The following is a 24,926-nucleotide window of genomic DNA, read 5'->3' on the forward strand; positions in this document are numbered from 1 at the left end:
AAGTGTGATTTAAATTTTTTAAGGGTGATAAAGTTGTTAGCGAGCTCCTTTGTATTTATCTATAAAATCGTCGAAAAACTTTTGTATTTCTTCTGCAGATGGCTGTTTCGCCGGGCGGACAATTCTGAATCCGATAAAAGGTGCGTCAGCATTCCACCAGGCGCTTTTAGGAATCTGCGGATCGCGGCGGTTCCATACCGGGTCAGACTTCAGGCGGGCGGCGCTACGCAGCTGCGGTGCGGCATCTGTATAGTTGCCACCTTTGATCACACGCGACATCTTTGCGGTGGGCGTGGTCCATGGATTATTATCAGCTGCAGTGGCTACGCCGTTTTCATCATACTGATCCAGTGTCCATTCGCCTACGTTACCCAGCATATCATATAATCCCAGTGCATTGGGCTTCAGTTGTGCTACCTTATGGTATTTCTCTGCGCTGTTGCCTTTGAACCAGGCATAATCCTTCAGTTGCGATTCATCATTGCCGAAAGGGAAGGCAGTGGTGGCCCCTGCCCTGCAGGCATACTCCCACTCAGCAGCGGTTGGCAGACGATAGAACACACCTGTTTTGGCGTACAGCCATTTGCAATACATCAGTGCACCGTACTGGCTCATACTGTTGGCCGGAAATCCGCCGGCCTTGCCCATGCCCAGTGTCAGGTCTATATATGGCGGGCTGGGACGCGTCATCCCGTCCGGAACCGGTGTTTTATCTTTTTCAGCATCCGCATACACATCATACTCATCAAAAGTCACTTCTGTGGCGCCCATCCAGAAATCGTCGATGGTAACGCTTTTGGCCGGGCCTTCATCCTTGCTCCGTCCTTTTTCATTGTCCGGGCTACCTAATATAAAACGGCCGCCTTTTACAGGCATCATTTTAAAGCTGACAGTTGTTCCCGGAAGTTGCTGATCATAAGCACTGAAAGACTGTGGGGACTGAGCAGTCAGTTCCTGACTGAGCAATCCGCCCAGTAAAAAGGTCACAAGTTGTTTGTTCATCTAACGTGATTAATAGAATAAGTGGGTGAATTTAAAAAATCCAAGAATGGAATGCAATATTTTTTTATGAATGCTAAAAATGCGGGATGAATTGAAAATTTTTCATCGATACTAGTATTTCCTTACAAAACCGATTAAATTTATCCGCACGTCGTTTATTACATATTACAATTAATCTAACGTTATGGAAAGAAGAAAATTCCTGCAGCATGGCACACTGGCCGGCATTTCTGCGCTGGCGCTCGGTGGTCTGGCTAATACTGCGTCCGCCGCCGAACAACCTGGTGCAAAGGAAAACACATTCAGGATGAACTATGCCCCTCATGATGGTATGTTTAAAAATTCTGCCGGCGGCAAATTCCTGGATCAGATAAAATTCATGTACGACCAGGGTTTCCGGGCCATTGAAGATAACGGCATGATGCACCGCACTCCTGCCGAACAGGAACAGATTGGCAGCCTGCTGTCTAAACTCGGTATGCAGATGGGTGTTTTTGTGGTAGATACCGGCAACAACTGGAAAACTTCGCTGGCCTCCGGCAAACAGGAATTCAAGGATGCCTTCATCAAAACCTGCCGCGAAAGCATCGATGTAGCCAAACGCTGTAATGCCAAATGGGCTACTGTTGTTCCCGGCTTCTTTGACCGTAACCTGCCGATGGGCATACAAACCGCCCATGTGATTGACGCCCTCCACAGCGGCGCTGAAATACTGGAGCCGCATGGTCTTGTTATGGTGCTGGAACCCCTCAGCGATACACCAGACCTCTTCCTGCGTACCGCCGAGCAGAGCTATGAAATCTGTAAAGCCGTGAAAAGCCCTTCCTGCAAAATACTCTACGATATATACCACATGCAGCGCAATACCGGCAATCTCATCCCTGTTATGGATATGTGCTGGGATGAAATTGCGTATATACAAATAGGTGACAATCCCGGCCGTAACGAACCCGGCACCGGCGAAATCAACTACCAGCATATCTTCCGCCATCTCCATAAAAAAGGCTTCAAAGGCGTTCTGGGCATGGAACACGGCAACGCCCACCCCGGCAAAGACGGTGAAGCCGCGCTGATAAAGGCATACCGCCAGGCAGACGCGTTTGAGATTTAATTATTTGATCATTTGAGATTTGGTTATTTATAATGCAGCGGAGCCTGTAGGGGAAGTAATATTTGCTACAGGCTCCGCTGCATTATAAATAACCAAATCTCAAATAATCAAATAATCACATCTCAAATGAATTCGTTAACTTAAATAACTAAATATTCCAACTATGGGTTTTCTGATTCGGATTTTAGTTAGTGCGTTGGCCGCTATGTTAACGACTTATCTGTTGAAGCCGGCCGTAAAAATTGATAGTTTTGTAACGGCATTGTTGCTGGCGCTGGTGCTGGCGTTTCTCAACGCGCTGGTAAAACCCTTGCTGGTGCTGTTTACGCTGCCGGTAACTATCATAACCCTTGGTTTATTCCTCTTTGTTATAAATGCACTGATTATTTTACTGGCAGCCAAAATTGTTCCCGGCTTTAAGGTGGACGGTTTCTGGTGGGCCATGTTGTTCAGTATCGTTATGACCATTATTAACAGTATTATGATCAGCCTTGCCGGCGGCAATAATGATTAGCCCTTTACCTTTACGCCGTAAATAACAGATTCATGTATTTTGACCGGTCTGACCTCACGGATACCGAGCTGGTATCTTTTTACAAGTCATTGGTTTATCCCAGGATGATAGAAGAAAAGATGCTGCTGCTGCTGCGTCAGGGAAAAATCAGCAAATGGTTTTCAGGCATAGGCCAGGAGGCTATTGCCGTTGGCGCTACCCTGGCCCTGGAAGACAATGAATGGATAATGCCGCTTCATCGTAACCTGGGTGTATTCACCACACGCCGGATGCCGCTGGAGAAGCTGCTGCTGCAATGGCAGGGCAGCGAAAATGGCTACAGTAAAGGGCGGGAACGCTCCTTTCACTTCGGCAACCGCGAACATCATATCTGCGGGATGATTTCCCATCTGGGCCCACAGTTGTCTATTGCCGATGGCGTAGCACTGGCGCATAAGCTGCGCCGGGAACAACATGTATCCCTGGCGTTTACCGGCGAAGGCGGTACCAGCGAAGGCGAATTTCATGAAGCACTCAACGTTGCTGCCGTATGGGACCTACCGGTGATCTTTCTCATAGAAAATAATGGCTACGGCCTCAGCACGCCCGTCAGCGAACAATATCGCTGCGCCGGGCTGGTAGATAAAGCCATTGGCTATGGTATGAAAGGTATACAGATTGATGGCAATAACCTGCTGGAAGTATATCATACCATACGTAACGCCCGGGCTTACGCCATTCAGGAACAGAAGCCTGTACTCATAGAAGCCATGACTTTCCGTATGCGAGGCCATGAAGAGGCCAGCGGCGTTAAATACGTGCCGCCGGAGCTTTTTGAGGAATGGGGTAAAAAAGATCCTATTGCGCAATACGAAGCCTGGCTGCTGGCATCAAAAATACTCAGCCAGGAAGATATCACTCATATCCGGGAAGAGCTGAAACACAGTATAGATGCGGATGTAGCCAAAGGGCTGGAAACCGCGCCCTTTGCTGCTGATACCGCCACGGAGCTGAATGATATCTATGCCCCGGCAGCCCCGGCAGTTGCCGCCAGCGGCCAGACCTCCGAACGGCGGTTTATCAACGCCCTCTCCGATGGGTTGAAGCAGGCCATGGAACAACATCCTGCGCTGATCCTCATGGGCCAGGATATTGCAGAATACGGCGGCGCCTTCAAAATAACGGAGGGCTTTGTAGAGCTGTTCGGCCGGGAACGTGTGCGTAACACGCCACTCTGCGAAAGCGCCATTATAGGAACCGCCCTGGGCCTGTCTCTCGAAGGATTTAAAAGTATGGTGGAAATGCAGTTCGGTGACTTCGTTACCTGCGGCTTTAACCAGATTGTAAATAACCTGGCCAAAATACATTACCGGTGGGGGCAGACAGCAGACGTGGTCATCAGGATGCCTGCCGGCGGCGGTGTAGGCGCCGGTCCCTTCCATTCGCAGACAAATGAAGCCTGGTTTACCCATGTACCCGGCCTGAAGGTGGTATACCCATCCACACCGGCAGACGCCAAAGGCTTGCTGGCAGCGGCTATTGCTGATCCTAATCCCGTATTGTACTTTGAACATAAAGCGCTGTACCGCAGCATCAGCGGCCAGGTTCCCGATAACTACTATTCCATCGAAATAGGAAAAGCCAGGCTGGTACAGCCCGGAGACGATATCAGCATCATCACCTGGGGCAGCGGCGTACACTGGGCACTGGAATATGCCCTGCAACGCAGGGACATTTCCATCGGTATCCTGGACCTGAGAACCTTACAGCCACTGGATTATAGTGCCATACAGGAAATAGTGGCTGCTACCGGCAAAGTACTGATCCTGCATGAAGACACGCTGACCGGCGGTTTCGGCGCAGAAATCAGTGCCTGGATTGCAGAACACTGCTTCCACCTCCTGGATGCCCCGGTAGTTCGCTGCGCAAGCCTGGACACACCGGTGCCTTTCGCGGCCGCCCTGGAAAAAAATTTCCTCGCAAAAGCAAGGCTGGACAAGTGTATCAGTCAATTATCACAATGGTAATACGGATCAGCATTGGCAAATTGCCCCGAAAGTTCTATTTTGCACCCGGAAATAATTAAATCATTATACTATGTTGATGAATCTTTTAACAGTAGTACAAACCACCAACTTTTACAAAGTAGGCGATAGCATCGGTGGTTTTCTGGCACCCGTAGCCATTGTTGTTTTTGCGCTGATGTTCATATATGCATGGGTGAAATACGCAAAAATCTAATCACGACCCTGTTTTTTACATCGCATTATAGTAGAAAAGGCTTCCCGATGGGAAGCCTTTTCTCATACGTGTTATCGTGACTAGCCTCTGGCCAGCTCCTTTTCGATCATCGCTTTCAGCTCTGGCGTAGACGGCCGCGGCGCATCAATACTCACAATATTACCCTTCTGGTCAAATACCATGAAACGGGGAATACCGGTAATACCATAGAATTTTGTAATGTCGCTCCAGCCACTCATAAACAGCTGCAACCCTTTCATCTCCTTCTCCTTTACAAACGTGCTCCATTTTTCCTTGTCCTTTACTTCATCTACAGAGCAGCCTACAAAAACAACATTTTTACCGTTCATCTCTTCTATCAGCTTTTCCATATGAGGCATCTCCGCCTTGCAGGGGCCGCACCAGGTAGCCCATACATCTACCACTACCACCTTGCCTTTCAGCTCGCTGAAAGCAATCTTTTTACCAGTGATATCTTCTCCCGAAAAATTTAATCCGGATTCTCCGGCAGCAAATTTTCTTACTGATTTTTCATAATCCAGGTAACGCTTCTTTTGTACATCTGTGATTACATACTGCTTTACCGGCGCCATCGCTTCCGTCAGCCCCTCAAAGGTTCTGTACGTACTGAGTGCGTCTGTAACCGCCAGCCCTTTGATACTATCGTTGCAGAAAAGCGATGCCAGCGTGTTAAGTCTTTCCGCCACAGGAGCTTTCCCCCCTTTATCATTGTTGAGTACTATATTCAGCGTGCTGTACAAACGGATCAGGTCAGCGCCTTCACCATCCTGTAATAAGCCGGCATCACAGTATTTCTGAGGTTGCATCAGCTGTTTGTAGTAGGCAGGATACATGCTGTGATCCGGATGTTTGGTGCGCGGCGTAAAAATGAATTGCAGGGCAGCACGTTCTACATCCATATCCATTGTGTATTTCAACCGCTCGTTGAACTTTTTGTTAGACGTATTTACTTCTTTTTTAAATCCGGGAACTTTGGCAACAAACGTTTCCAGTTTGGGGAAGTAAGACATGTAGGTGGTGGAGTCAATGGAAAATGCCGGTTTTGCAATGATGTTCACCTGGTCATTCCATTTCTGCAGCGCTTTATTCTCTGCAGAACCCGCCTCTACTTTGAATTCGCGGCCATCCAGCTGCAGTTGCAGCCGTTCGCCGGCCTTCAGGTAAATACGGGCATCCCCGCCGCGGGAGCCGGTGCCAATGTAGTAGAACCCTTCTTTAGGCGCAGGAACGGCAAATGCAAACGTCTGATGCTCATCAACTACGGAGGTAGCGATCTCAGATTTATGCCCTTCTATCACCGTGTACAGGGTTACTTTCTGGATTTTTTCAGGGACTTTTCCTTCGATAACGGTTACGGAAGAAACGGGAGCCGGACCGGCTGCAGCGCGCGCAGATAAAGCCAGACAGGCTACCAGCGGCAGCAGTCCGCACAGGTTGATTTTTTTCATTTTAATGGTGGTTTGGTTTTTTTATCGTTGTTCTGTCAAATATAATAAAGGCTGATAAGTTGGTTTTCCGGAAAATGTTTAACGGCAGTAAAATATTACCGGTTACTCTTCCGGGCGTATGTACTGATTATAGTAATGCTGTACCTGGTGCAGGTTTTCGTCATCAAAGCAAACCAGCAGTACTTCATCTATATCATCATGTTGTTCCAGGTAGTCCACAATGGTATTCATGGCTATGGAAGCAGCCAGCTCTTTGGGAAAACGATAGATACCTGTACTGATATTAGGGAAGGCGATTGACCGGAGATGGTGCCGGGTAGCCAGTTCCAGGGAATGCAGATAGCAGCTGGCCAGCAGCTGCGCTTCATTTTTACCTCCTCCGTTCCAGACGGGTCCTACGGTATGAATAACATGTTTTGCCGGAAGCCGGCCGGCAGTGGTGATGACGGCTTCTCCTGTTCTGCAGCCACCCTGCCGGGCAACGATAGCGCGGCAGTCTTCCAGTATTGCCGGTCCGCCGGTGCGGTGAATGGCGCCATCTACTCCGCCGCCGCCCATCAGGGAAGAGTTAGCGGCATTTACAATGGCATCTGCGGCAATTTTTGTAATATCTCCCTGGAGTATTTTAATCTTTCTGTAGGCCATAGGTTACACAGTTCTTACGTACACCAGTTTTCCAGTTTTCTTGCCACTTTCGCGGATATCTATTTCGAAGTTGGGAAAACTCTTAATCAGTTGCACCAGTTTATTGAAGCCGTAGTTACGCGCGTCGAAGTCGGGTTGTTTTTTCAGCAGCAGGTTGCCGAGTTCACCGAGATAGGCCCATCCGTCTTCATCCGCTATATCATCTATGCTGGTTGAGAGCAGGTCTATCAGTTCCTTGTCTGCCTTGCTGATACCTTTCACCTTTTCCCTGGCAGATTTTGGTTTGTCAGTTCCGGATTTCTTTTCGCGGTCCTGTAATATTTCCAGGTAGATAAATTTATCGCAGGCGGCTCTGAAGGCGCTGGGTGTTTTCCGTTCTCCAAGGCCTATAACACGCATCCCGGCTTCCCGCAGGCGGGTAGCAAGCCTGGTGAAATCGCTGTCGCTGGATACCAGGCAGAATCCGTCTACGCGGCCTGTGTACAGTATATCCATAGCGTCTATAATCATGGCGGAGTCGGTGGCGTTTTTCCCTGAAGTGTAGCTGTATTGCTGAATGGGGGTAATGGCATAATCCAGCAGTACTGCTTTCCAGCCGGTGACGGTGGGCTTGGTCCAGTCACCGTAAATTCTTTTGAAGGTGGGGTTACCGTATTTCGCTACTTCTTCCAGCATTCCTTTGATATTGTGATAAGGAATGTTATCAGCATCTATCAGCACGGCCAGCCGGAGATCGTTTGTATTGTCCATATATAGCCAGTTTTATGGGGAATGAGGCTCTGACAAATGTAGCCATTAAATGAAAACAAAAAACGTGTCAGTTGCCTGACACGTTTTTGAATGTTATAATGGCACTATCATTATTTGAGATAGGAACGGATCATCCAGGCCAGGGAAAGATGTTTCTGCAGGAGCTGCGTAGCGAAGTCGCTCGCACCTTTATCCTTGTACTTCTCATCAAACTCGTCTATCAGTCTGCGCAGATTGCGGATGATGGTTTCATGGTCATCCAGCAATTCTTTCAGTTGTTTTTTCTGGTCATTGGAATATTCAGATTCCAGCAGGTGTGTGAGTTTCAGTACATCAGCGTAGCGGCCCTGTGCATAGTGACCAATTTTACGGATGTATTCTGCTACTTCATCGGCTACTTCTTCCAGTTCTTCGTATTGTCCTTCATAGAATTTATGCATTTCCATGAAATTGGATCCTTCAATGTTCCAGTGGCTGTTGCGTGTTTTGGCGTATACCAGCAGTTCGTCTGCCAATACTTTATTCAGTTCTAATGCTATCTGTTTTGAATGTTCTGCTGAAATTCCAATATCGATTTTCATATGCTTCAATTTTTTAGTTTAAATAAATTTACAACATCTTTAAGTGGCCTGTTATGATGTTTATCAGGAATTAATATCCGGTTAATATAAACAGGTCATAATTGCATTTTGTTCGGCCGCCGATGTATCGGTCAACATAATCGCCAAAATTGTACCATTGTTGCTATTTTTGCATTATGGACCAGTCGACCGGAAAGATCTACACACTTCAGTTTATATTACTGTGCCTGAGCAATGCTTTATTCTCTGCCAGCTTCAACATGATGATACCGGAGCTGCCGGCTTATCTGAGCCAGATGGGAGGTGCTGATTACAAAGGATACATTATTGGTTTGTTCACCTTAATGGCAGGTTTGTCACGCCCTTTCAGCGGAAAGCTGACAGATACCATCGGGCGTGTTCCCGTGATGGTATTCGGTTCGCTGGTATGTGTGGTTTGTAGTTTATTATATCCGTTAGTGAGTACTGTAGGCGCATTTCTGTTGCTGCGTTTCTTCCACGGTTTTTCCACAGGTTTTAAACCAACGGGCACATCTGCCTATGTGTCAGACCTGGTGCCATTTAATCGTCGTGGTGAAGCCATGGGGATGGTTGGGCTGGCCAGCACTATCGGTATGGCCCTGGGACCGGCCATTGGCGGCTATATGGCGGTACGGTGGAATATCAATGTGATGTTTCAGCTTTCTGCTGTATTTGCGTTATTGTCTGTGGTGATACTGATAGGGATGAAAGAAACCCTGCCCAACAAGCAAAAGTTCCGGATGTCGTTACTGAAGATCCAGAGTAATGAGATATTTGAGCCGCTGGTATGGTCGCCGGTGATTATCACCTTCCTGACTTATTTCAGTTACGGAGCGATGCTGACGATTATTCCTGACTTCGGTGCTTTTCTGGGGGTGGCTAATAAGGGGGTATTCTTCACTTATTTTACTATCAGCTCTATTGGTATACGTTTGCTGGCTGGAAAGGTTTCCGACCGTTATGGCAGGGTGCCGGTGCTGAAGGTGTCTGCCGTGGTGATGGCTTTATCTATGCTGATGATGGGGTTGGCCAGCACACCGTTTTTATTGATGGCTGCGGCTGTAGTGTATGGTCTTTCGGTTGGACTGAATGCACCTGCTATTACAGCATGGACCATAGATCTTGGCCGGCCGGAGCATCGTGGCCGGGCGCTGGCCAGCATGTATATAGGGCTGGAAGCGGGAATAGGGCTGGGAGCTTACTTCTCCGCCTTTGTATATCATAACAGGTCTGATAATTTCCCCGTTACTTTTTACCTCTTCGCGGGTATAACGATGCTGGCCTTTTTATATCTGGTATTCTTTTATAAGAAGCCGGCGCCGGTTTTACAGGAATGCCGGGATTAGTTTGCTTTCAGGTCATTGTCTTCTCCTGTAATTTGCTCCGGTAGTTTTTCCGGGGTATCCGTAACGTCTTCCTGATTATCATCTTCCTGGGAAGCAGTGAGATCTACCGTCATCTGGCGGGGCATCGTTTTTTTATTATCAAGGCCCAGCCGCCGCATTCTTTCAGCACGTCCTACGAGGTTGCCGTGGCCGGTCACCAGTTTGTTCATCGCGCTTTCATATACGTTCTGGCTGCGTTTGAGGTGCTCTCCTACCAGGCCCATGTCTTCCGCGAAGCCTACAAATTTATCATAGAGGGCGCTGCCCTGCCGTACAATTTCTTCCGCATTTTTATTCTGGTTATCCAGCCGCCACATGGCATCAATGATACGCAGGGTAGCCAGCAGAGAGGGCACGCTCACCAGGATGATTTTCCGGCGGAAGGCAAAATCGTACAGGTCTTCTTCCTGCTGCATAATAGCCAGGGCGTATGCCGGTTCAATCGGGATGAACAGCATCACAAAATCTGTGGTGTTGTTGTACAGGGTGTGATAGGCCTTGCGGCTCAGTTCACTTACATGGTTTTTTACGGATTGTACATGCAGCTTCAGCATTTGTTGCTTCTCGGTTTCGTCGGTAGCGCTGCAGTATTGTTCATAGGCTTTCAGGGAAACTTTGGAATCAATGACCAGCTGCCTGTTTTCGGGGAGTTGCAGTACCATATCCGGCATTCTGAGCTGACCTGTTTCATCCCGCTGTGCATCCTGGGTGATGTAGTGGATGCCTTTCTCCAGACCGGAAGCCTGCAGCACTTTCTCCAGAATCATTTCTCCCCAGTTGCCTTGCTTTTTGGTGTCTGCCTTCAGGGCATTGGTGAGGTTGTTGGCTTCACGGGAAAGAGTCTGATTCAGCTGCAATAGCCGTTGCAGTTCGTTTTTCAGTTCTGCGCGCTGGGTGGTTTCCGCCACCAGCGATTGCTGTACGCTGCTGCGGAAGCTGTCTATCTTTTCCGCCAGCGGTTTAAGGATATCATCCATTTTCACCTGGTTCTGCTGCATAAACGTACCGGATATACGTTGCAGCAATTGCTGGGCAGTATTTTCAAACTGTACTTTAAAATCTTCATTCACCTGCTGCAGCCGGTCTTTCTCTCCGTGCAGCTGCTGCTGCAGGTATTTATTCTGTTCCATCAGCCGGCCCTGCTCCGCCATCAGCGAGGCAAATTCTTCGTTTATCCGTTCCAGTTGCTGCTGTTTCTCTTTCAACAGTAACTGTTTGTCATCCAGCATATTGGCCAGGTATTCCTGGCGCGCTTCCAGCTGCGCACTCCGTTCCTGCTGCCGGCCGGCCTCCTGCTGCAGCTGCCTGTTCCGCTGCAGCATCACATAGCCCCAGCTCCCCAGCGCTATCGCTCCTATCCCCGTAACAATCAATAATATCAGCATATACTTATCCCCCTTGATGCAATCTAAATTTTTACTACGCACTGAACCTGCGTATCATTTGGTTATTTTATTATTTTATTATTTGAGATTTGAGATTTGAGATTTGAGATTTGAAGATAAAAAAGATGCCTTCCGGAATAACCAGAAGGCATCTTTTTTATCTTCAAATCTCAAATAATAAAATAACAAAATGATTAAAGTTTTTCGTAGAGCTTACGCAGGCGCTCACGGGTCATAATCTGCTGCCAGTCTTTGCCCAGTGCATTTTCCCAGAGCGGCGCCATTCCCAGCGACACGTTAATCATTGTGTCAAACTGTTCATCAGTCAGCCCTTTGGTAATGCCCTGCGGAATATCGATGTTGTGTTTTTTCACCATCTCCTTGAATTTCTTCACGCCGTCAGGGTAAAATTCTTCCAGCTTATCGAACACAATACAGTTACCGATACCGTGCTTGGTACCCAGCAGGTATGCCAGTCCGTAGCTTACCGCGTGGGCTACACCTACCTGAGAGTAGGCAATACTCATACCGCCGGCATAGGAAGCCATCATCAGTTTTTCGTCTGCATCGTCGTCCCATACTTCTTTCTGCAGGAAAATTTCTTCGCACAGCTCCTGGGCTTTTTCGCCATAGGATTGGCTGAAGGCGTTCAGGTAAGTACCTGTCAGCGATTCCACGCAGTGAATGAAGCAATCCATGGCAGTGTAAAAGCGCTGGTTAGGCTCTACTGTTTTTGTCAGGGACGGATCGAGCACGATCTGGTCAAACGGGGTAAAGTCAGAGTTCATACCCAGTTTGCGGGTAGGCCCTGTCAATACGCAGGTGCGGCTTACTTCCGCGCCGGTGCCGGAAATGGTAGGAATACCTACTTTATAAACACCCGGTACCTTCACGAGATCCCAACCCTGGTAGTCTGCGGATGAACCGGGATTGGTCATCATCAGCGCTACGGCTTTGGCCATATCCATCACGGAGCCGCCGCCGATACCAATGATACCAGACACCTCGCCGAATTCAGCTTTCAGCTCATCACGGATTTTATCTACGGTGGTTGTTTTAGGCTCGTAGGTTACGTCTATCACCACAATTTTGTCTTTCCCCTGTAAAGGAATGCGGGACAAAAACGCTGTCTTATCCTGGAAATACTCGTCCACGAAAAATATCATGGGAGCATCGCCTTTACGCCTGGGGGCCAGTATTTCGCCCAGCTGATCAAAACATCCGCTGCCGTAAACTACGTAGTCCACCATTTTAAAATTCCTGAATTTCATATATCCGTCTTGGTTAGATGTTATAAATACTTCGCTGCTTTCACCAGATCTTCCGGCGTATCTATTTCCACTCCCATGTAGGAGGTGAGCACCATTTTCATGGGTACGCCGTTTTCGAGATAACGCAGGCATTCTATCTTCTCCGCACTTTCCAGTGGCGTCATCGGCCACTGGGTGAAGTCCATCAGGGTTTGCCTGCGGAAGGCGTAAATGCCGATATGCTCGTAGTAAACCGGTTTTATCTCCTTGTTGCGCGGGTAGGGAATCACGGAGCGGGAGAAGAATAAGGCATTGAAATTCTTGTCTACTGCCACCTTCACGTAATTAGGGTCCGCGATGGATGCCTCATCGTGCAGTTCCTGCATGAGAGAGGCTACCTGTACGTTTTTGCCGGCTTCACCTTCAAACACCTGCAGCAGTTTTTCCAGTGGTTCTCGCTGTGTAAAGGGTTCATCGCCCTGTACGTTCACCACAATATCCACATCCATATCTGCAACGGCTTCGGCTATACGATCGGAACCGCTTTCGTGTTCCTTTTTGCTCATGATAGCTTTACCACCGTGGCTTATAATCTCGTTGTAAATAATATCGCTGTCTGTCACCACCATTACCTCGTCGAATACGCCTGTATTCACCGTGGATTCGTAGGTGCGCAGAATCACCGTTTTTCCGCCCAGGTCGGCCATCATCTTTCCGGGGAAACGGGTGGCGCCGTAACGGGCAGGTATCAGTCCTATTTTCTTCATGATTGCAGTTTTATTACAGCGCACTTTTCACGGCGTTCACCAGTTTCTCTGCTCTTTCCTGTACTTCGGCATCGCTCCAGGACAGGTTGATAGGCGTAGAGATATTTCTGCTGATGATACTGTCTGACGCAGGGAATTCTTTTGTTTTATAGATTTCCATTGCCTGCTTCAGGCCCGGAGGAAATGGCGTTAATACGGTTCCCTGTTTGAAATGATCCCACTGGCGGATATAATGCCAGTTGTTATCATAGTAGTAGAAGGCAGGTAAACCGGCAGCTTTCATATTGGCAGTGGCTTTGCGCGCCTGGTCTGCTTCCGGCAGGAAGAAGGACAGGAAGGTAGCGCTATCGCCGGCTTCATCGGGCAGGCGACGGAAAGTTACGCCTGGCACGGTAGCCAGCGCATCTTTGAATATTTTTTTGATACGGCGCTGGATAGACAGGAAGGTATCCAGTTTGCGGATCTGCGCGAGGCCCACTGCTGCGTGCAGCTCGGAGATACGGTAGTTGTATCCGATGAACGGGTGCAGGTCCGCCCCGCGATCCACGCCCAGGTGGTCATGGCCGTGGTCCGTATAGCCGTCGCATTTAGTATATACGTCTTTGTTATTGGTAATGATGGCTCCGCCTTCCGCGCAGGTAATCGTTTTCACAAAGTCGAAAGAGAAGGTGCCGGCATCGCCGATAGATCCGAGGGCTTTGCCTTTGTAGGTAGCGCCGAAAGACTGGCAGGCATCTTCGAGCAGGAGCAGGTTATGCTTTTTGCAGATGGCCTGCAGCGCGTCCAGATCAGCCATAGCACCACACATATGCACCGGCATTACCGCTTTGGTGTTGGGGGTGATCGCTGCTTCCACCGCTTTCGGATCAAGGGTGAGGGTATCATCCACATCTACCAGTACCGGAGTAGCGCCAACTGAAAATACGGATTCAAAGCTGGCTACGAAAGTAAAGGTAGGCATGATGATTTCATCGCCGGCGCCCAGTCCCAGGGCAGCCATGGCGGTTGTCAGGGCAGCGGTACCGCTGGAAGCAAGTTGCGTGTATTGTACATTCAGTTTATCGCAAATAGCCTGTTCCAGCTCTTTTGCTTTCCAGATGCCTTTACGCGGACCGTCAAATCCGTAACGCATCATGATTCCTGTTTCCAGTACGTCGTTTACTTCTTTCCTTTCCTCGGCGCCAAATAGTTCATATCCGGGCATAAACTGTTGATTTTAAAATATAATTGAATGGTAACGCTAAAATAGTGCTGCAAAGTTACTATAAACAGTATTGCGTTACATCGCAAATTCTGTTTATCTTTTGCTAAAAATTTAACATGCGTTTTGTATTGTACCTGATTTTGATAGGATCCTTTGCAGCATTGCCTTCCCGGCAGCTGCGCGCTCAGAACCCTGATGTGCAGCAAATAAAGTCTGTCCTGGCCGGACAGTCTGCCGCCTGGAATAAAGGCGACCTGCAGGCATTTATGCAACCCTACTGGCATTCGGACTCTCTGATGTTCGTCGGAAAAGACGGTGTTACCTATGGCTGGCAGCCTACACTGGACCGTTATAAGAAAACCTATCCCGGCAAGGCAGCCATGGGTCAGCTGACCTTCAACCTGCTGGAGTTCAAGCCGCTGGCAGCAGATGTGTACCTGGTAATCGGTAAATGGCACCTGAAACGCACTATTGGCAACCTGCAGGGACATTTCAGCATCTTACTCCGCAAAATAGACGGGGAATGGAATATCATTGCAGACCATAGCAGCTGATAAAAAAAACCATCCTAAGAATAGGATGGCCGCTATACACCACAACATTAAAGAAGAAATTCCGATAGCTTTTATCGGCTTCTTTATTAAAAAATGTAAGGTTTTCCCAGGATATGGTCTGTTAATGTCTTTTATCCTTTTCGCTATCCCGCACGGTTTTGTTCTCTTTTTCCGGTTTATCGGACAGACTGCCGTGCAGCGGATTGCGGGTTGTTGATCCTTTATCGGTGTCCAGTATCTCTACCGGCTTCTTGCTATGTTCCCCATACGCTTCCGTATGCTTGTCCTGTTTCTTTTTCATCACAATAATCATTTAGCAGGATGAAGAAATACCGTTACACTGAATAACGGGGCAAACATTATTCCAAGGGGCCAATGCCGGAAATATGGCTGATAGCGGACTGTATACGTGGTGCCCCCTCCACAAGTACTTCATGCACAATGTGAAAAGATCCCTACATCCTTTACTGCGAAAATATGGCAGTGTTCATTAACATTAGATTTACAAAGCCTGTAATCTTTTTCTCATATCAACATACTATCTTTGTGTCCGCAAAATTGTTTTAACCCATAACCTCTGATCAACCAAAGTAATTTTAATCCGTACCGCCCAAAAACCTACTGAAATTTTTTACCACTTCCTGTTTAAAACCCGGTAATCTATTCATCTATAACTTTTAACTGGTTATGTCCGGGAAAATTATGTGTGCAGTATTCATTATTGCTGTTGTTATCCTTACTGGCTGTTCTAAAGAAGCCCCTGTATTCCCTGTGGAGAAAGGGCCTGAAGCTACAGACACGCTTACCGTGCCTGAAAATATAGTAGACCGTAAAGCGCTGCTGGAGCTGGTAAACGGTATCCGCAGCCGTGGCTGCAACTGTGGCGGCGAACAGATGCCTGCCGTAGGCCCGCTCACCTGGAGTGGCCTGCTGGAAAAAGCAGCCTATCTCCATAGTAAAGACATGACGATCAATAAATACTTTGATCATAACGCACCCAACGGCTCCACGCCTGCTTCACGCATAGACGCGGCCGGTTACCGCTGGAATGTTTACGGGGAAAATATCGCTTCGGGAAATATGGAAGAACAGGCGGTAGTACTGGGATGGCTGAGCAGCCCGCTGCATTGCCGCAACATGATGAAAGGTAATTTCACCGAGTTCGCGGTTGGCCGTTCTGAAAGAAACTGGACGATGGTACTGGGCAGCAGAAGCGCCTCACACTAATCAGGGCGCATCCATCTTTTTGCGCCAGAAGCGCCATATCATGTAGATGTATGCCACGAGGGTTACGCCAAACCACGTATAAAAGAAAATCATGCGGCCGGGAGTGGATTCTTCCGGCACTGCAAACCCCAGGTACAACCCCAGGAATACATTTATCATCATCCAGAAAAGACCGATAAATATGGTCCGCATTATTTTAATCAGGAACCAGAATAGTTCCCGGTCAAGTTTATTCGGATCTTCCACTGGTTTTTCTTCCGGTTCTTCTGCCATAAAATAAATTCAATAATACTAAGGTATGCACAGTTTCATTAGATCGGAGCTGTCTCCCTTAAAAACGTTAAAATCCACGGTTGTTCTGATACCATTCACCCGGCCAATATCACTGTGTTGCCAGAACAGCCAGGCACGGTTCGATGCCGGGCGTTCTTTCTGATAATAATGTGCTATCCACAACGGGTAATCATCAAATTCATTGCCGAGATAGGTTTCATAAAAATGAATATTGGTGTATATAATCGGCTTCACTTTATATGCTTTTTCCATCTCTTCCAGCCATATCTTAGCCGTGCTGCGGATCACCGCAGCCGGCTGGTTATTGCTGGTTTCTATGTCCAGCACCGGTGGCAGGTCGCCGGACTGCAGCGCTACCACATTCTGAAAATTGATGGCCTGTTTGATCGGATCACGGGTACTGTAGAAAAAATGATAGGCTCCCCGTACCAGCCCTGCCTTGCCTGCCCGCTCCCAGTTTTGCCTGAATGCTGCATCCTGGCGCGTAATGCCTTCGGTAGCCTTGATAAAGGCAAAGGATATACGAATTTTATCTACCTGCATCTGTTTTACAGCATGCCAGTTGATCTCCTTCTGAAATTTGGATACGTCAATTCCATGGATTTTATAATTCACCGGCATATCAATACCAAATTCATCATAGCGTACAAATGAAATCTTTTCCTCCCTTTTGTACCACCATATTGCAGCCCCGATGGCTATGACAATCACAAACAATAATTTTATCCAGATGCTTTTCACTTTGTTTCAGTTAGTTGCAGGTAAACGGGAAATAATGCCGGCAGTCCTTTTTTATAGCAAGTATAGGTTATAATTTGTTTAAAGGAGCTACTTTTACACAGGTCAAGTGAATTTTATATGCCCGATTTTAACCTGAATGATACCCTGAACCTTGCCTCCAGGTTCACACCACGGCGGGCCTGGAATGCCACCAAGGTGCTCGCCAGCTACTTCGTCAGCAAATGGACCAATAAGCCGGTTCAGTGGGGATATCCTATTTCCATGTCTTTCGAGCCTACTACTTCCTGCAACCTGCGTTGCCCGGAATGTCCCAGTGGTCTCAGGGCCTTTACCCGCCCTACCGGTATGCTGGAACAGGACTTCTTCAGAAAAACCATCGACGAAATTTCAAAGGAGCTGCTGTACCTGATTTTCTACTTCCAGGGAGAACCTTATCTCAATCCCAGTTTCCTGGAAATGGTGAAATATGCGTCTTCCAAAGGTATCTACACGGCTACCTCTACCAACGCACACTATCTTACCGACGCCAACGCCAAAAAAACGGTGGAAAGCGGCCTTGACAGGCTTATCATTTCCATAGACGGCACTACCCAGGACGTATATACGCAGTACCGTGTAGGCGGCAACCTGGAAAAGGTGATACAAGGCGCTAAAAATATCGTGAAATGGAAAAAGGAACTCAATTCCTCCAAACCATTTGTTTTCTTCCAGTTCCTCGTTGTTAAACCCAATGAGCATCAGATAGAAGACATCAAAAAACTGGCAAAGGAAATCGGTGTAGACCAGGTCCGCTTTAAAACAGCACAGGTATATGATTACGAAGAAGGCAACCGCCTGATTCCTACCATCGACAAATATTCCCGCTATCACAAAAACGAAGATGGCACCTATGCCATCAAAAATAAACTGGGCAACCACTGCTGGCGCCTGTGGCACTCCCCCGTTGTTACCTGGGACGGGCTCGTGGTGCCCTGCTGCTTCGATAAAGACGCCCAGCACCGCCTCGGCAACCTGAAGAAAGAATCCTTCAAAGCCCTCTGGCATAATAAGGAGTATATCCGTTTCCGTAGTCAGATACTGGAAACCCGGAAAAACATTGATATATGTGCGAATTGCAGTGAAGGAACGAAGGTCTGGGGATAATAATTACGAATTACGAATTGCGAATTACGAATGAGGAGCGAAGAACAAAGCGGAGAAGTAATTTCTTTCTCCGCTTTGTTCTTCGCTCCTCATTCGTAATTCGCAATTCGTAATTCGTAATTTATTCCGCTACCGGCTCCTTCTTCTTCTTCCTCCTATTCGTGACTTTATTAAAAATATTGATGCCCAGTTGTACGCCAATAAATTCCAGTGCGGTCATCAGGGCGCCGGTAGCAAAGTTTTTGAACTTACCGCTGCCCCAGGCCATTTTGGCGATATTGGCGGCAATCCCCAAAGCGCCACTGTGTCTTGCACTGCCGGGGATAACAGCATTCAGGGCCATTTTCTTATAGTTATCCTTAAAGTAATCCACCCGGTTACCCAGTTCGTTTTCCAGCTGCCTGGAACGCATCTTTAAACGGGCGATTTCCAGATCCAGGGTTTCCTGGCTGGTGATCTTTACCTTACGCATGTGTAAACATTTTTCATTTTATGCTTTCATGGTGTTTTCGGTAGCTTCTTCATTCGGTACAAAACTATATCCTGCAGACTCCTGCGACTGTACCGGAGGGGGCTGATTATGAATGTGATTGGACTGATCATCTCTATCGGTGATTTCCTCTACCAGTTCTGCCAGCAGCAGCCGGGTCAACGGACGCTGAATGAGCTGCCTGCGGAAAACAAGTATTACAGCAAATAACAGCACAAACAGCCCTGCTGCACACGAGAACCCGATAGCAAAGCTCCCGGTCATTTCACCGATCCAGAAACCTACTACCATCCCCAGAAATACAATCACGAAAAAAAACAGCAGGAAAGCCATCGTGATGGAAAAAAACAATCCCAACGCTGTCGATAACTTTCCTGCTGCCTGGAGCTTAATCAGGTCCAGTCTGGTTTCCAGGTACTCCCTGGCTACTTTGCCCGTTCGGTTAAAGTAGTTGCTGAAATTATCTTCCATGCAGATTAATTTTGTCAACGGAGCATTTATGCGAACTCATTCTCCAGCTCATCCTGAAGTTGGTCTTTTCTCTTATTCCATTTCTCCTTTAACCTGTTCTTCTGATCCTTCAGCTTTTCCACGAGTTCATCTTTCTTGTCGGAGTTCAGAAAATATCCGACCGCTACCCCTACTGCAGCACCTACGATAAATGAAACCACGGCTTTTGAACTGTTACTCATAATTTATGTTTTTAACGATGAGAGAATAAAGTTTTCAGTTTTTGGGTATATAAAAGTTAACAAACATTATTCCATAAATGGCAATCGGGGAAACTTTCCACTGTTAAGTCCGCATTATGAACAAGCGGCACGGCTTTTTGTTCAGGCTTCTGTCTGCCGGTCCGCTTTTTGTCATTAGTAAAAAATACACGATATTTTATACCATGAGCTACTTAGACAACGACCGCCTCAAGCAAATAGGATTTCTGTTGCTGATTGTATTCCTGGCTATCCTCCTTTTCCTGGAGCTGTACACCTTCTTTCCCGGCTTCCTGGGTGCAGTAACCCTGTATGTGATGAGCCGTAAATGGATGTTCCGTATGGTGGAGGGCAGGAAGATGAATAAAAGCCTGGCTGCCGTTTTACTGATGATAGCATCCTTCCTCATTATCCTGCTGCCGATAGGAATGCTCATCAATATGCTCACGGCTAAAATCTCCTATGCTGCTACTCATTCTTCAGAGCTGATTAACGGCGCCAAAGCGCTCAATGAGCGCCTGCACCAGGAAATAGGTATTGATCTGCTCTCAGCGCAGCGGCTGCAGAAACTGCAGGAAAGTATTACGGCCTTTCTGCCCGGCTTCCTGGGAGCCACTTTCAATACGCTGACAGCCATTGCTATCATGTATTTCATTTTGTATTTCATGCTGGTGAACGGCCGCAAGATGGAAGAAACGCTGTATGAATATATTCCGCTCAAGGAAACCAATGTGGAAAAACTGGGTAAAGAGTTCAACACACTGGTGATTGCCAATGCGGTGGGGATACCGCTCATTGCTATTATTCAGGGTATTGTATCCCTGATCGGTTATCTGATTTTCGGTGTGCCGGAAGCGATTTTCTGGTTTGTGGTAACCTGTTTTACTGCCATGCTGCCGATTGTCGGCGCGGCTGCGGTGTATGTGCCACTGGGTGTTTACCTGCTGGCAGTAGGCAATACCTGGCAGGGCATCGCCGTACTGGCCTATGGTTTCGGCGTTGTCGGCACTTCTGATAATATTGCGCGTATGCTGCTGGCCAAAAGAATTGCAGATGTACATCCGTTGATTACCATCTTCGGGGTAATCATCGGGGTGAGCCTGTTCGGCTTCATCGGCCTTATATTCGGGCCATTGCTGATTTCCATGTTTATCCTGCTGCTGGGCATCTACTCCAACGAATACCTGGTGAAAAGAAGAGAACTGCACCGGAAACCGGCATCCGGTGATCAGCGGTAGTAGTTATTCTCCTGGATGTAGCTGATAACGTTGTCAGACACCATATACCGGACGGATTTTCCTTCCTTAATCCATTTACGTATATCCGTTGCTGATATATCCAGCATGGGTGCATCCAGAATTTCCGGCGATGCGCCGTATGTTTCCTTTATCTCATGTCCCGGACGACGATATACATAGATGGGATAGTTTTTGACGATGTGCTCATAATTCTTCCACCGGGGAAGATTCTGGAAACTATCACTGCCCATGATGATGGCAAATTCCTGCGTGGGAAATTTTTCTCCCAGGTAAGCCAGGGTATCTACTGTATAGGACGGCCGTGGTAAGGAAAATTCTATATTGCTGGCGCGCAGGCGCGGTTCATCCTTGATGGCCAGCTCCACCAGGTGAAAGCGGTCATGCTCATTCAGCAGTGCCGACGAGGGTTTCAGCGGGTTTTGCGGAGACACCACCAGCCATACTTTATCCAGATCAGTATTGTAAGCAACGTAATTGGCAATGATCAAATGCCCCGTGTGTATAGGATTAAAAGATCCGAAATACAAGCCTATTCTCATGTTTCATCGTATAAGTTGCCAATGGCATACACAAATAATGCGTGTAAAAATAGGTATTTCCTTCAATAGCTACTACGGGAACATATAAACTACGCCTATTCCAGCGGTTTGAACTGCTCAAACACCTGCCCACATGACCTGCAATAATGAATGGCACGGCAAAGTGTTGAACCAAAAGGAGAACGCAGATACGTCTGTTCGCTGCCACAATGCGGACAAGGGGTTTCCAGCATAATCTCCGCACGCATTTCTCCTTCAATTACCTGCGGCGGCGCAATACCAAAGTTCTTCAGTTTTTCTTTGGCGGCTTCTGTCATGCGGTTGCTGTGCCAGTGCGCCTCTTTGTCTATTTCTACGGTAACGGCTATACCCAGTTCCTGTTCCACCGTTTTCCGGATATTCTGCTGGATGTAGGATACCGCCGGACAAGCGGCAAAAGTAGGGATCATCCTGATGCGGACGCCCTCTCCTTCTACATCCACACCGGTAATCATACCCAGGTCCACCACGCTCAGCACAGGTATCTCCGGATCCATCACATGTTCCAGTGACTGAAACACTTCTTCTATCAAAATTGTTTGCGACATGATATTACCAGTTAGCTTCCGTATCCAGGTTAAACACTTCTCCCATTTCCTTCAGCAACGGCTCCAGGTAAGCTGTATGAAATCCTTTTCTGCCACCATACACCGGCGTAACCGTACTCATTTCCGGCAGGTTCAGCGATGCCTTCACCAGCACGGGATAGATGCGGTCCAGCCAGCGATGATACAGCGCTGCTTCCCCGGGATAAACGCCTGCCACCATCAGTTCCTCTTCATATTCTGCAGATGGTTCAAAGATGCCTGCCGCCAGCGCAATGGTATCGTTGAGCGCAGATTGCATACGGGCATAGCTTTCTTCATTCGCCTGGCTCAGCTGCATGATGAAAGCGTTGGCATGCAGCGTATGATATTTCAGTTCCCCCTTGAATTTTCTGCTGAGTTGCTGAAAGGGTTCAAAGCTGCTTTCCCGCAGACTTTCATAACGCACGGTTTCAGCATGATCGAATAAAAAATGACGCATCAGGCTGAAATCATAAGAACCGTTAGGCATTTCAACAAGATGAGAACATTTGAACGCTTTCTCCTTCCGTATAAATGCAAAGTGATCCGGATCCTGACCGCCCAGGTTTTCATGGAGGATGCGGTACAATGCCCAGGCATGCCCGATCTTATCCTGTGCCATGGAAGAAAACGCAATATCTTCTTCCATGACAGGGCCCAGGCCTGTCCACTCGGAATTACGATGTCCCTGAATCAGTTCATCATCGGCCATTTTTATTATGAGATCTGTTAATGCAGCGTTGTTCATCATTTGGACTGTTTAAATTTGTTGATCTTTTCCATCACCTTAAAGCCGCTGGCATCGCGGTAATTCTTCTCCAGGTTGTTTTCAAACATATCTTCATCTTCCGCATCAAAAGCGAGAATATCTGCGCTTCTCACCACCCAGAGGTTCACACATTTCTTGCGCCGGGCAAATTGTTCCTTTGCAAACACCAGTGCCAGCTGAGGATCCGGTGCATGCACACAACCTACATGTTCATGGTGCGCTCCTCTTTTCTCCTGATGAAATACTTCGTATACATTCCAGTTTTCGCCTTCTTCTACTTTGATCACAGCTCCGGCGTCGCCTAGTTTCAGCCTGTTTACGCGCGGATCTAAAGAATCGTTGGACATGAATTTACTGATTGATATAATGACAGAATGAATGCCGGCAGCCATGCGGCTCCGGCTTGCTAACGTGCAGGGATATACGATTATGCTACCGGCAGTGCGCGGCGTTCCTGCGGGTTCATCAGCGCCTTGCGTACCCAGCGGCCATGTTCTTCCGCCCATTTCCGCACCTGCAACCGCTCCTCGTTACAGGGGCCGCCGCCGTTGATAACTCTGAAGAACTCATCCCAGTCGGGATCTGAATATTGCCAGCGGCCGGTTTCCGGGTCCTTACGCAGGTTGGGATCCGGCAGGGTTAATCCCAGCTCCCATATTTTCGGTACATATGATTCAAGAAACTGATTGCGCATTTCATCGTTGCTGGCCATTTTCACTTTCCATTGCATCAGCTTTTCGCTGTGCTGCGATGTTTTGTCGGGAGGTCCGAAGAAATGCATAATAGGCTGCCACCAGCGGTTCAGCGCTTCCTGCAGCATCTGTTTCTGCACAGGTGTGCCGGTAGCCAGTTCAATAAATGCGTCGTGCCCCTGTTTCAGGTGGAAGCTCTCTTCGTAGCAGATACGTTCCAGCGCCCGGCAATAAGGACCGTAAGATCCTTTGGCGTTGGCTACCTGGTTCACGATGGCCGCCGCATCTATCAGGAAGCCTATAACTGTAACATCCGCCCACGTTTCGGCCGGATAGTTGAAAACGTTGGAGTACTTGGATTTACCGCTGAGCAGGTCGTTAATCATGGCTTCCCTGGATTTGCCGAGGGTTTCGGCTGCATTATACAGCAGCTGGCCATGACCGATTTCATCCTGCACCTTGGCAATGAGTGCCAGCTTACGTTTGAAGCCTGGCGCACGGGTAATCCAGGTGCCTTCCGGCAGGGCGCCTATAATTTCAGAATGCGCGTGCTGTTCTATCAGACGGATCAGCTGCCTGCGGTATTCCGCCGGCATCCAGTCGCCGGGCTCAATCTTTTCTCCCCGGGTTATACGCGCTTCAAATGCAGCCAGTTTTTCCGGGTCGTCATGCTGTTTTTCTTCCCGTAACTGCTTTCCGTTAGGTTCATCAAAAATATATCCGCCGCCGTACATATGCGATTGTTTTGGTCGAAAGTAAATTACGGAAAAAAGCCCGTTTATAGCTAAAAATGATTGTTAAAACCGCGGGAAACGGCTATTCCTGCTGGCTGGTAACGGTGAAATGTTATAGAATCCACAAATTTTGTTATCCCGTTACGGAAGGCCGGTCATTTCCCTAATTTTATTCCCGGCGATTTTCCCCTGTATGCCACTCTTATTTGCTACCATATGCAGCTTGTTTCTTTTGCCCTCCGGGCAGATGAAATTTCCTGTCCGCCCCCCGGATACCAGGAACCTGATGGTGATACAACTGAATTTCGAAGAGAGGACCACTGCAGATTCCAGCGATACGGATACCCTTTTCTACGACGCCGGCCGCAAACTCCGCTGGGATGATTTTACCGGCAGTCCCTCCCGGAATGGCCCCAGCGCAGCCGTTTCCTACACCAGTTTTGCCTATGAGGGGAGCAGCCGGCAGGTACATGATACGTTGAAAATTACGCTTACCATGCAGGTATTCTTTATCAGAAGCGCCTCCTGGGTACGCCCGGAATACCTCAATAATTACTACGCCCTGGCGCATGAGCAACTGCATTTCGACATTACCCGCCTGGTGGTGGAAAGATTCAAGCAGAAATTGCGGCAAACCGCTCTCAACCGCGATGATTACGACAGCGTTATACAATATCAGTACCTGCAGTCGTTCCAGGAAATGAACCGCATGCAATACGCCTTTGACCAGGAAACCCGCAACGGTACTGATGCAGCCGCACAGGCCCGCTGGCGCGATAAAGTAAATGTGGGCATGAAAAATAAAGGCGTTCTGCCAGAGGAACTTGGTTTCGAGTTCTTTGGTAACTTTGAAAAAAACAGATAG

General features: G+C 48.0%; 30 protein-coding genes. 10 read left to right on the plus strand and 20 right to left on the minus strand.

Annotated features, from left to right (window positions below):
* Positions 1–36: 36 nt before the first annotated feature.
* On the minus strand, positions 37–1,002 hold the full coding sequence (locus tag GWG06_RS06050) for a formylglycine-generating enzyme family protein (RefSeq protein ID WP_160712019.1): 966 nt from the start codon (positions 1,000–1,002) through the stop codon (positions 37–39).
* Between the two features lie 184 nt (positions 1,003–1,186).
* On the opposite strand from GWG06_RS06050, the gene GWG06_RS06055 reads away from it, so the two are divergent.
* From GWG06_RS06055 to GWG06_RS06070, 4 genes are all read left to right on the plus strand, one after another.
* Positions 1,187–2,113: a hydroxypyruvate isomerase family protein gene (locus tag GWG06_RS06055; protein ID WP_160712021.1), complete on the plus strand. Its 927-nt coding sequence runs from the start codon at positions 1,187–1,189 to the stop codon at positions 2,111–2,113.
* Between the two features lie 163 nt (positions 2,114–2,276).
* Positions 2,277–2,627 carry a phage holin family protein gene (locus tag GWG06_RS06060; RefSeq protein ID WP_127041816.1) on the plus strand — a complete coding sequence of 117 codons (351 nt, stop codon included), beginning with the start codon at positions 2,277–2,279 and terminating at the stop codon, positions 2,625–2,627.
* 32 nt (positions 2,628–2,659) lie between these two features.
* The gene (locus tag GWG06_RS06065; protein WP_160712023.1) at positions 2,660–4,633 is read left to right on the plus strand and encodes an alpha-ketoacid dehydrogenase subunit alpha/beta; all 1,974 of its coding nucleotides are present in this window, start codon (positions 2,660–2,662) and stop codon (positions 4,631–4,633) included.
* A 70-nt stretch (positions 4,634–4,703) separates the two neighbouring features.
* Positions 4,704–4,847 carry a hypothetical protein gene (locus GWG06_RS06070; RefSeq protein ID WP_158631564.1) on the plus strand — a complete coding sequence of 48 codons (144 nt, stop codon included), beginning with the start codon at positions 4,704–4,706 and terminating at the stop codon, positions 4,845–4,847.
* 80 nt (positions 4,848–4,927) lie between these two features.
* Here the strand turns inward: GWG06_RS06070 and GWG06_RS06075 are convergent, their stop codons facing one another.
* The 4 genes from GWG06_RS06075 to GWG06_RS06090 all read right to left on the minus strand — a co-directional run bounded on the left by GWG06_RS06075 (position 4,928) and on the right by GWG06_RS06090 (position 8,292).
* A complete protein-coding gene (locus GWG06_RS06075; RefSeq protein WP_160712025.1) occupies positions 4,928–6,316 on the minus strand; it encodes a TlpA family protein disulfide reductase in 1,389 nt (462 codons plus the stop codon).
* A gap of 102 nt (positions 6,317–6,418) precedes the next feature.
* On the minus strand, positions 6,419–6,961 hold the full coding sequence (locus GWG06_RS06080; RefSeq protein WP_160712027.1) for an O-acetyl-ADP-ribose deacetylase: 543 nt from the start codon (positions 6,959–6,961) through the stop codon (positions 6,419–6,421).
* Positions 6,962–6,964: 3 nt separating this feature from the next.
* The gene (locus GWG06_RS06085; RefSeq protein ID WP_127041808.1) at positions 6,965–7,711 is read right to left on the minus strand and encodes an NYN domain-containing protein; all 747 of its coding nucleotides are present in this window, start codon (positions 7,709–7,711) and stop codon (positions 6,965–6,967) included.
* 110 nt (positions 7,712–7,821) lie between these two features.
* Positions 7,822–8,292: a Dps family protein gene (locus tag GWG06_RS06090; protein WP_127041806.1), complete on the minus strand. Its 471-nt coding sequence runs from the start codon at positions 8,290–8,292 to the stop codon at positions 7,822–7,824.
* 176 nt (positions 8,293–8,468) lie between these two features.
* Here GWG06_RS06090 and GWG06_RS06095 point away from each other — a divergent pair, with 176 nt between their 5' ends.
* Positions 8,469–9,659: an MFS transporter gene (locus GWG06_RS06095; RefSeq protein ID WP_127041804.1), complete on the plus strand. Its 1,191-nt coding sequence runs from the start codon at positions 8,469–8,471 to the stop codon at positions 9,657–9,659.
* On the opposite strand, the gene GWG06_RS06100 is transcribed toward GWG06_RS06095, so the two are convergent.
* The 4 genes from GWG06_RS06100 to GWG06_RS06115 form a co-directional block, all read right to left on the minus strand.
* A complete protein-coding gene (locus GWG06_RS06100; protein WP_160712029.1) occupies positions 9,656–11,083 on the minus strand; it encodes a DNA recombination protein RmuC in 1,428 nt (475 codons plus the stop codon). The genes GWG06_RS06095 and GWG06_RS06100 overlap by 4 nt on opposite strands.
* Positions 11,084–11,277: 194 nt before the next feature.
* A complete protein-coding gene (locus tag GWG06_RS06105) occupies positions 11,278–12,354 on the minus strand; it encodes an iron-containing alcohol dehydrogenase family protein (protein ID WP_160712031.1) in 1,077 nt (358 codons plus the stop codon).
* Between the two features lie 20 nt (positions 12,355–12,374).
* Positions 12,375–13,100: a 3-deoxy-manno-octulosonate cytidylyltransferase gene (gene kdsB, locus GWG06_RS06110; protein ID WP_160712033.1), complete on the minus strand. Its 726-nt coding sequence runs from the start codon at positions 13,098–13,100 to the stop codon at positions 12,375–12,377.
* A 13-nt stretch (positions 13,101–13,113) separates the two neighbouring features.
* Complete coding sequence (locus GWG06_RS06115) at positions 13,114–14,304, minus strand: DegT/DnrJ/EryC1/StrS family aminotransferase (RefSeq protein ID WP_127041796.1); 1,191 nt, start codon at positions 14,302–14,304, stop codon at positions 13,114–13,116.
* 116 nt (positions 14,305–14,420) lie between these two features.
* Here GWG06_RS06115 and GWG06_RS06120 point away from each other — a divergent pair, with 116 nt between their 5' ends.
* A complete protein-coding gene (locus tag GWG06_RS06120) occupies positions 14,421–14,858 on the plus strand; it encodes a YybH family protein (protein WP_160712035.1) in 438 nt (145 codons plus the stop codon).
* A 121-nt stretch (positions 14,859–14,979) separates the two neighbouring features.
* Here GWG06_RS06120 and GWG06_RS06125 read toward each other — a convergent pair whose 3' ends face one another.
* Positions 14,980–15,159 carry a hypothetical protein gene (locus GWG06_RS06125; protein WP_160712037.1) on the minus strand — a complete coding sequence of 60 codons (180 nt, stop codon included), beginning with the start codon at positions 15,157–15,159 and terminating at the stop codon, positions 14,980–14,982.
* Between the two features lie 401 nt (positions 15,160–15,560).
* Between GWG06_RS06125 and GWG06_RS06130 the strand changes: the two genes are divergently transcribed.
* Complete coding sequence (locus GWG06_RS06130) at positions 15,561–16,085, plus strand: CAP domain-containing protein (protein ID WP_160712039.1); 525 nt, start codon at positions 15,561–15,563, stop codon at positions 16,083–16,085.
* On the opposite strand, the gene GWG06_RS06135 is transcribed toward GWG06_RS06130, so the two are convergent.
* Together GWG06_RS06135 and GWG06_RS06140 are read right to left on the minus strand one after the other, a co-directional pair.
* Entirely contained in the window at positions 16,086–16,358 is a 273-nt protein-coding gene (locus tag GWG06_RS06135; protein WP_127041788.1) for a hypothetical protein, read from the minus strand. It abuts the gene before it with no gap.
* A gap of 18 nt (positions 16,359–16,376) precedes the next feature.
* A complete protein-coding gene (locus GWG06_RS06140; RefSeq protein WP_127041786.1) occupies positions 16,377–17,120 on the minus strand; it encodes a glycoside hydrolase family 25 protein in 744 nt (247 codons plus the stop codon).
* A 117-nt stretch (positions 17,121–17,237) separates the two neighbouring features.
* On the opposite strand from GWG06_RS06140, the gene GWG06_RS06145 reads away from it, so the two are divergent.
* Entirely contained in the window at positions 17,238–18,263 is a 1,026-nt protein-coding gene (locus GWG06_RS06145) for an SPASM domain-containing protein (RefSeq protein ID WP_160712041.1), read from the plus strand.
* A gap of 121 nt (positions 18,264–18,384) precedes the next feature.
* On the opposite strand, the gene GWG06_RS06150 is transcribed toward GWG06_RS06145, so the two are convergent.
* From GWG06_RS06150 to GWG06_RS06160, 3 genes are read right to left on the minus strand one after another with little or no spacing between them, the layout of a single operon-like run.
* The gene (locus GWG06_RS06150) at positions 18,385–18,735 is read right to left on the minus strand and encodes a hypothetical protein (RefSeq protein ID WP_160712043.1); all 351 of its coding nucleotides are present in this window, start codon (positions 18,733–18,735) and stop codon (positions 18,385–18,387) included.
* Positions 18,736–18,753: 18 nt separating this feature from the next.
* Entirely contained in the window at positions 18,754–19,224 is a 471-nt protein-coding gene (locus tag GWG06_RS06155; protein WP_127042807.1) for a hypothetical protein, read from the minus strand.
* A 26-nt stretch (positions 19,225–19,250) separates the two neighbouring features.
* Positions 19,251–19,445, minus strand: a complete 195-nt coding sequence (locus GWG06_RS06160) for a YtxH domain-containing protein (RefSeq protein ID WP_127042805.1) — start codon at positions 19,443–19,445, stop codon at positions 19,251–19,253.
* Between the two features lie 203 nt (positions 19,446–19,648).
* Between GWG06_RS06160 and GWG06_RS06165 the strand changes: the two genes are divergently transcribed.
* On the plus strand, positions 19,649–20,701 hold the full coding sequence (locus tag GWG06_RS06165; RefSeq protein ID WP_127042803.1) for an AI-2E family transporter: 1,053 nt from the start codon (positions 19,649–19,651) through the stop codon (positions 20,699–20,701).
* On the opposite strand, the gene nadD is transcribed toward GWG06_RS06165, so the two are convergent.
* From nadD to paaA, 5 genes are all read right to left on the minus strand, one after another.
* Positions 20,692–21,261: a nicotinate (nicotinamide) nucleotide adenylyltransferase gene (nadD, locus tag GWG06_RS06170; RefSeq protein WP_127042801.1), complete on the minus strand. Its 570-nt coding sequence runs from the start codon at positions 21,259–21,261 to the stop codon at positions 20,692–20,694. The genes GWG06_RS06165 and nadD overlap by 10 nt on opposite strands.
* 95 nt (positions 21,262–21,356) lie before the next feature.
* Complete coding sequence (gene paaD, locus GWG06_RS06175) at positions 21,357–21,848, minus strand: 1,2-phenylacetyl-CoA epoxidase subunit PaaD (RefSeq protein WP_160712045.1); 492 nt, start codon at positions 21,846–21,848, stop codon at positions 21,357–21,359.
* A 4-nt stretch (positions 21,849–21,852) separates the two neighbouring features.
* Positions 21,853–22,617 carry a 1,2-phenylacetyl-CoA epoxidase subunit PaaC gene (gene paaC / locus GWG06_RS06180; RefSeq protein WP_202182965.1) on the minus strand — a complete coding sequence of 255 codons (765 nt, stop codon included), beginning with the start codon at positions 22,615–22,617 and terminating at the stop codon, positions 21,853–21,855.
* Positions 22,614–22,982 carry a 1,2-phenylacetyl-CoA epoxidase subunit B gene (locus GWG06_RS06185; protein WP_127042798.1) on the minus strand — a complete coding sequence of 123 codons (369 nt, stop codon included), beginning with the start codon at positions 22,980–22,982 and terminating at the stop codon, positions 22,614–22,616. Before GWG06_RS06185 ends, paaC begins: the two co-directional genes overlap by 4 nt.
* Positions 22,983–23,062: 80 nt before the next feature.
* Complete coding sequence (gene paaA, locus GWG06_RS06190) at positions 23,063–24,061, minus strand: 1,2-phenylacetyl-CoA epoxidase subunit PaaA (protein WP_160712047.1); 999 nt, start codon at positions 24,059–24,061, stop codon at positions 23,063–23,065.
* Between the two features lie 193 nt (positions 24,062–24,254).
* Between paaA and GWG06_RS06195 the strand changes: the two genes are divergently transcribed.
* Positions 24,255–24,926, plus strand: coding sequence for a DUF922 domain-containing protein (locus tag GWG06_RS06195; protein WP_160712049.1), 672 nt, complete (start codon positions 24,255–24,257; stop codon positions 24,924–24,926).

This window comes from Chitinophaga solisilvae, assembly GCF_009928525.1.
Lineage (GTDB): Bacteria > Bacteroidota > Bacteroidia > Chitinophagales > Chitinophagaceae > Chitinophaga > Chitinophaga solisilvae.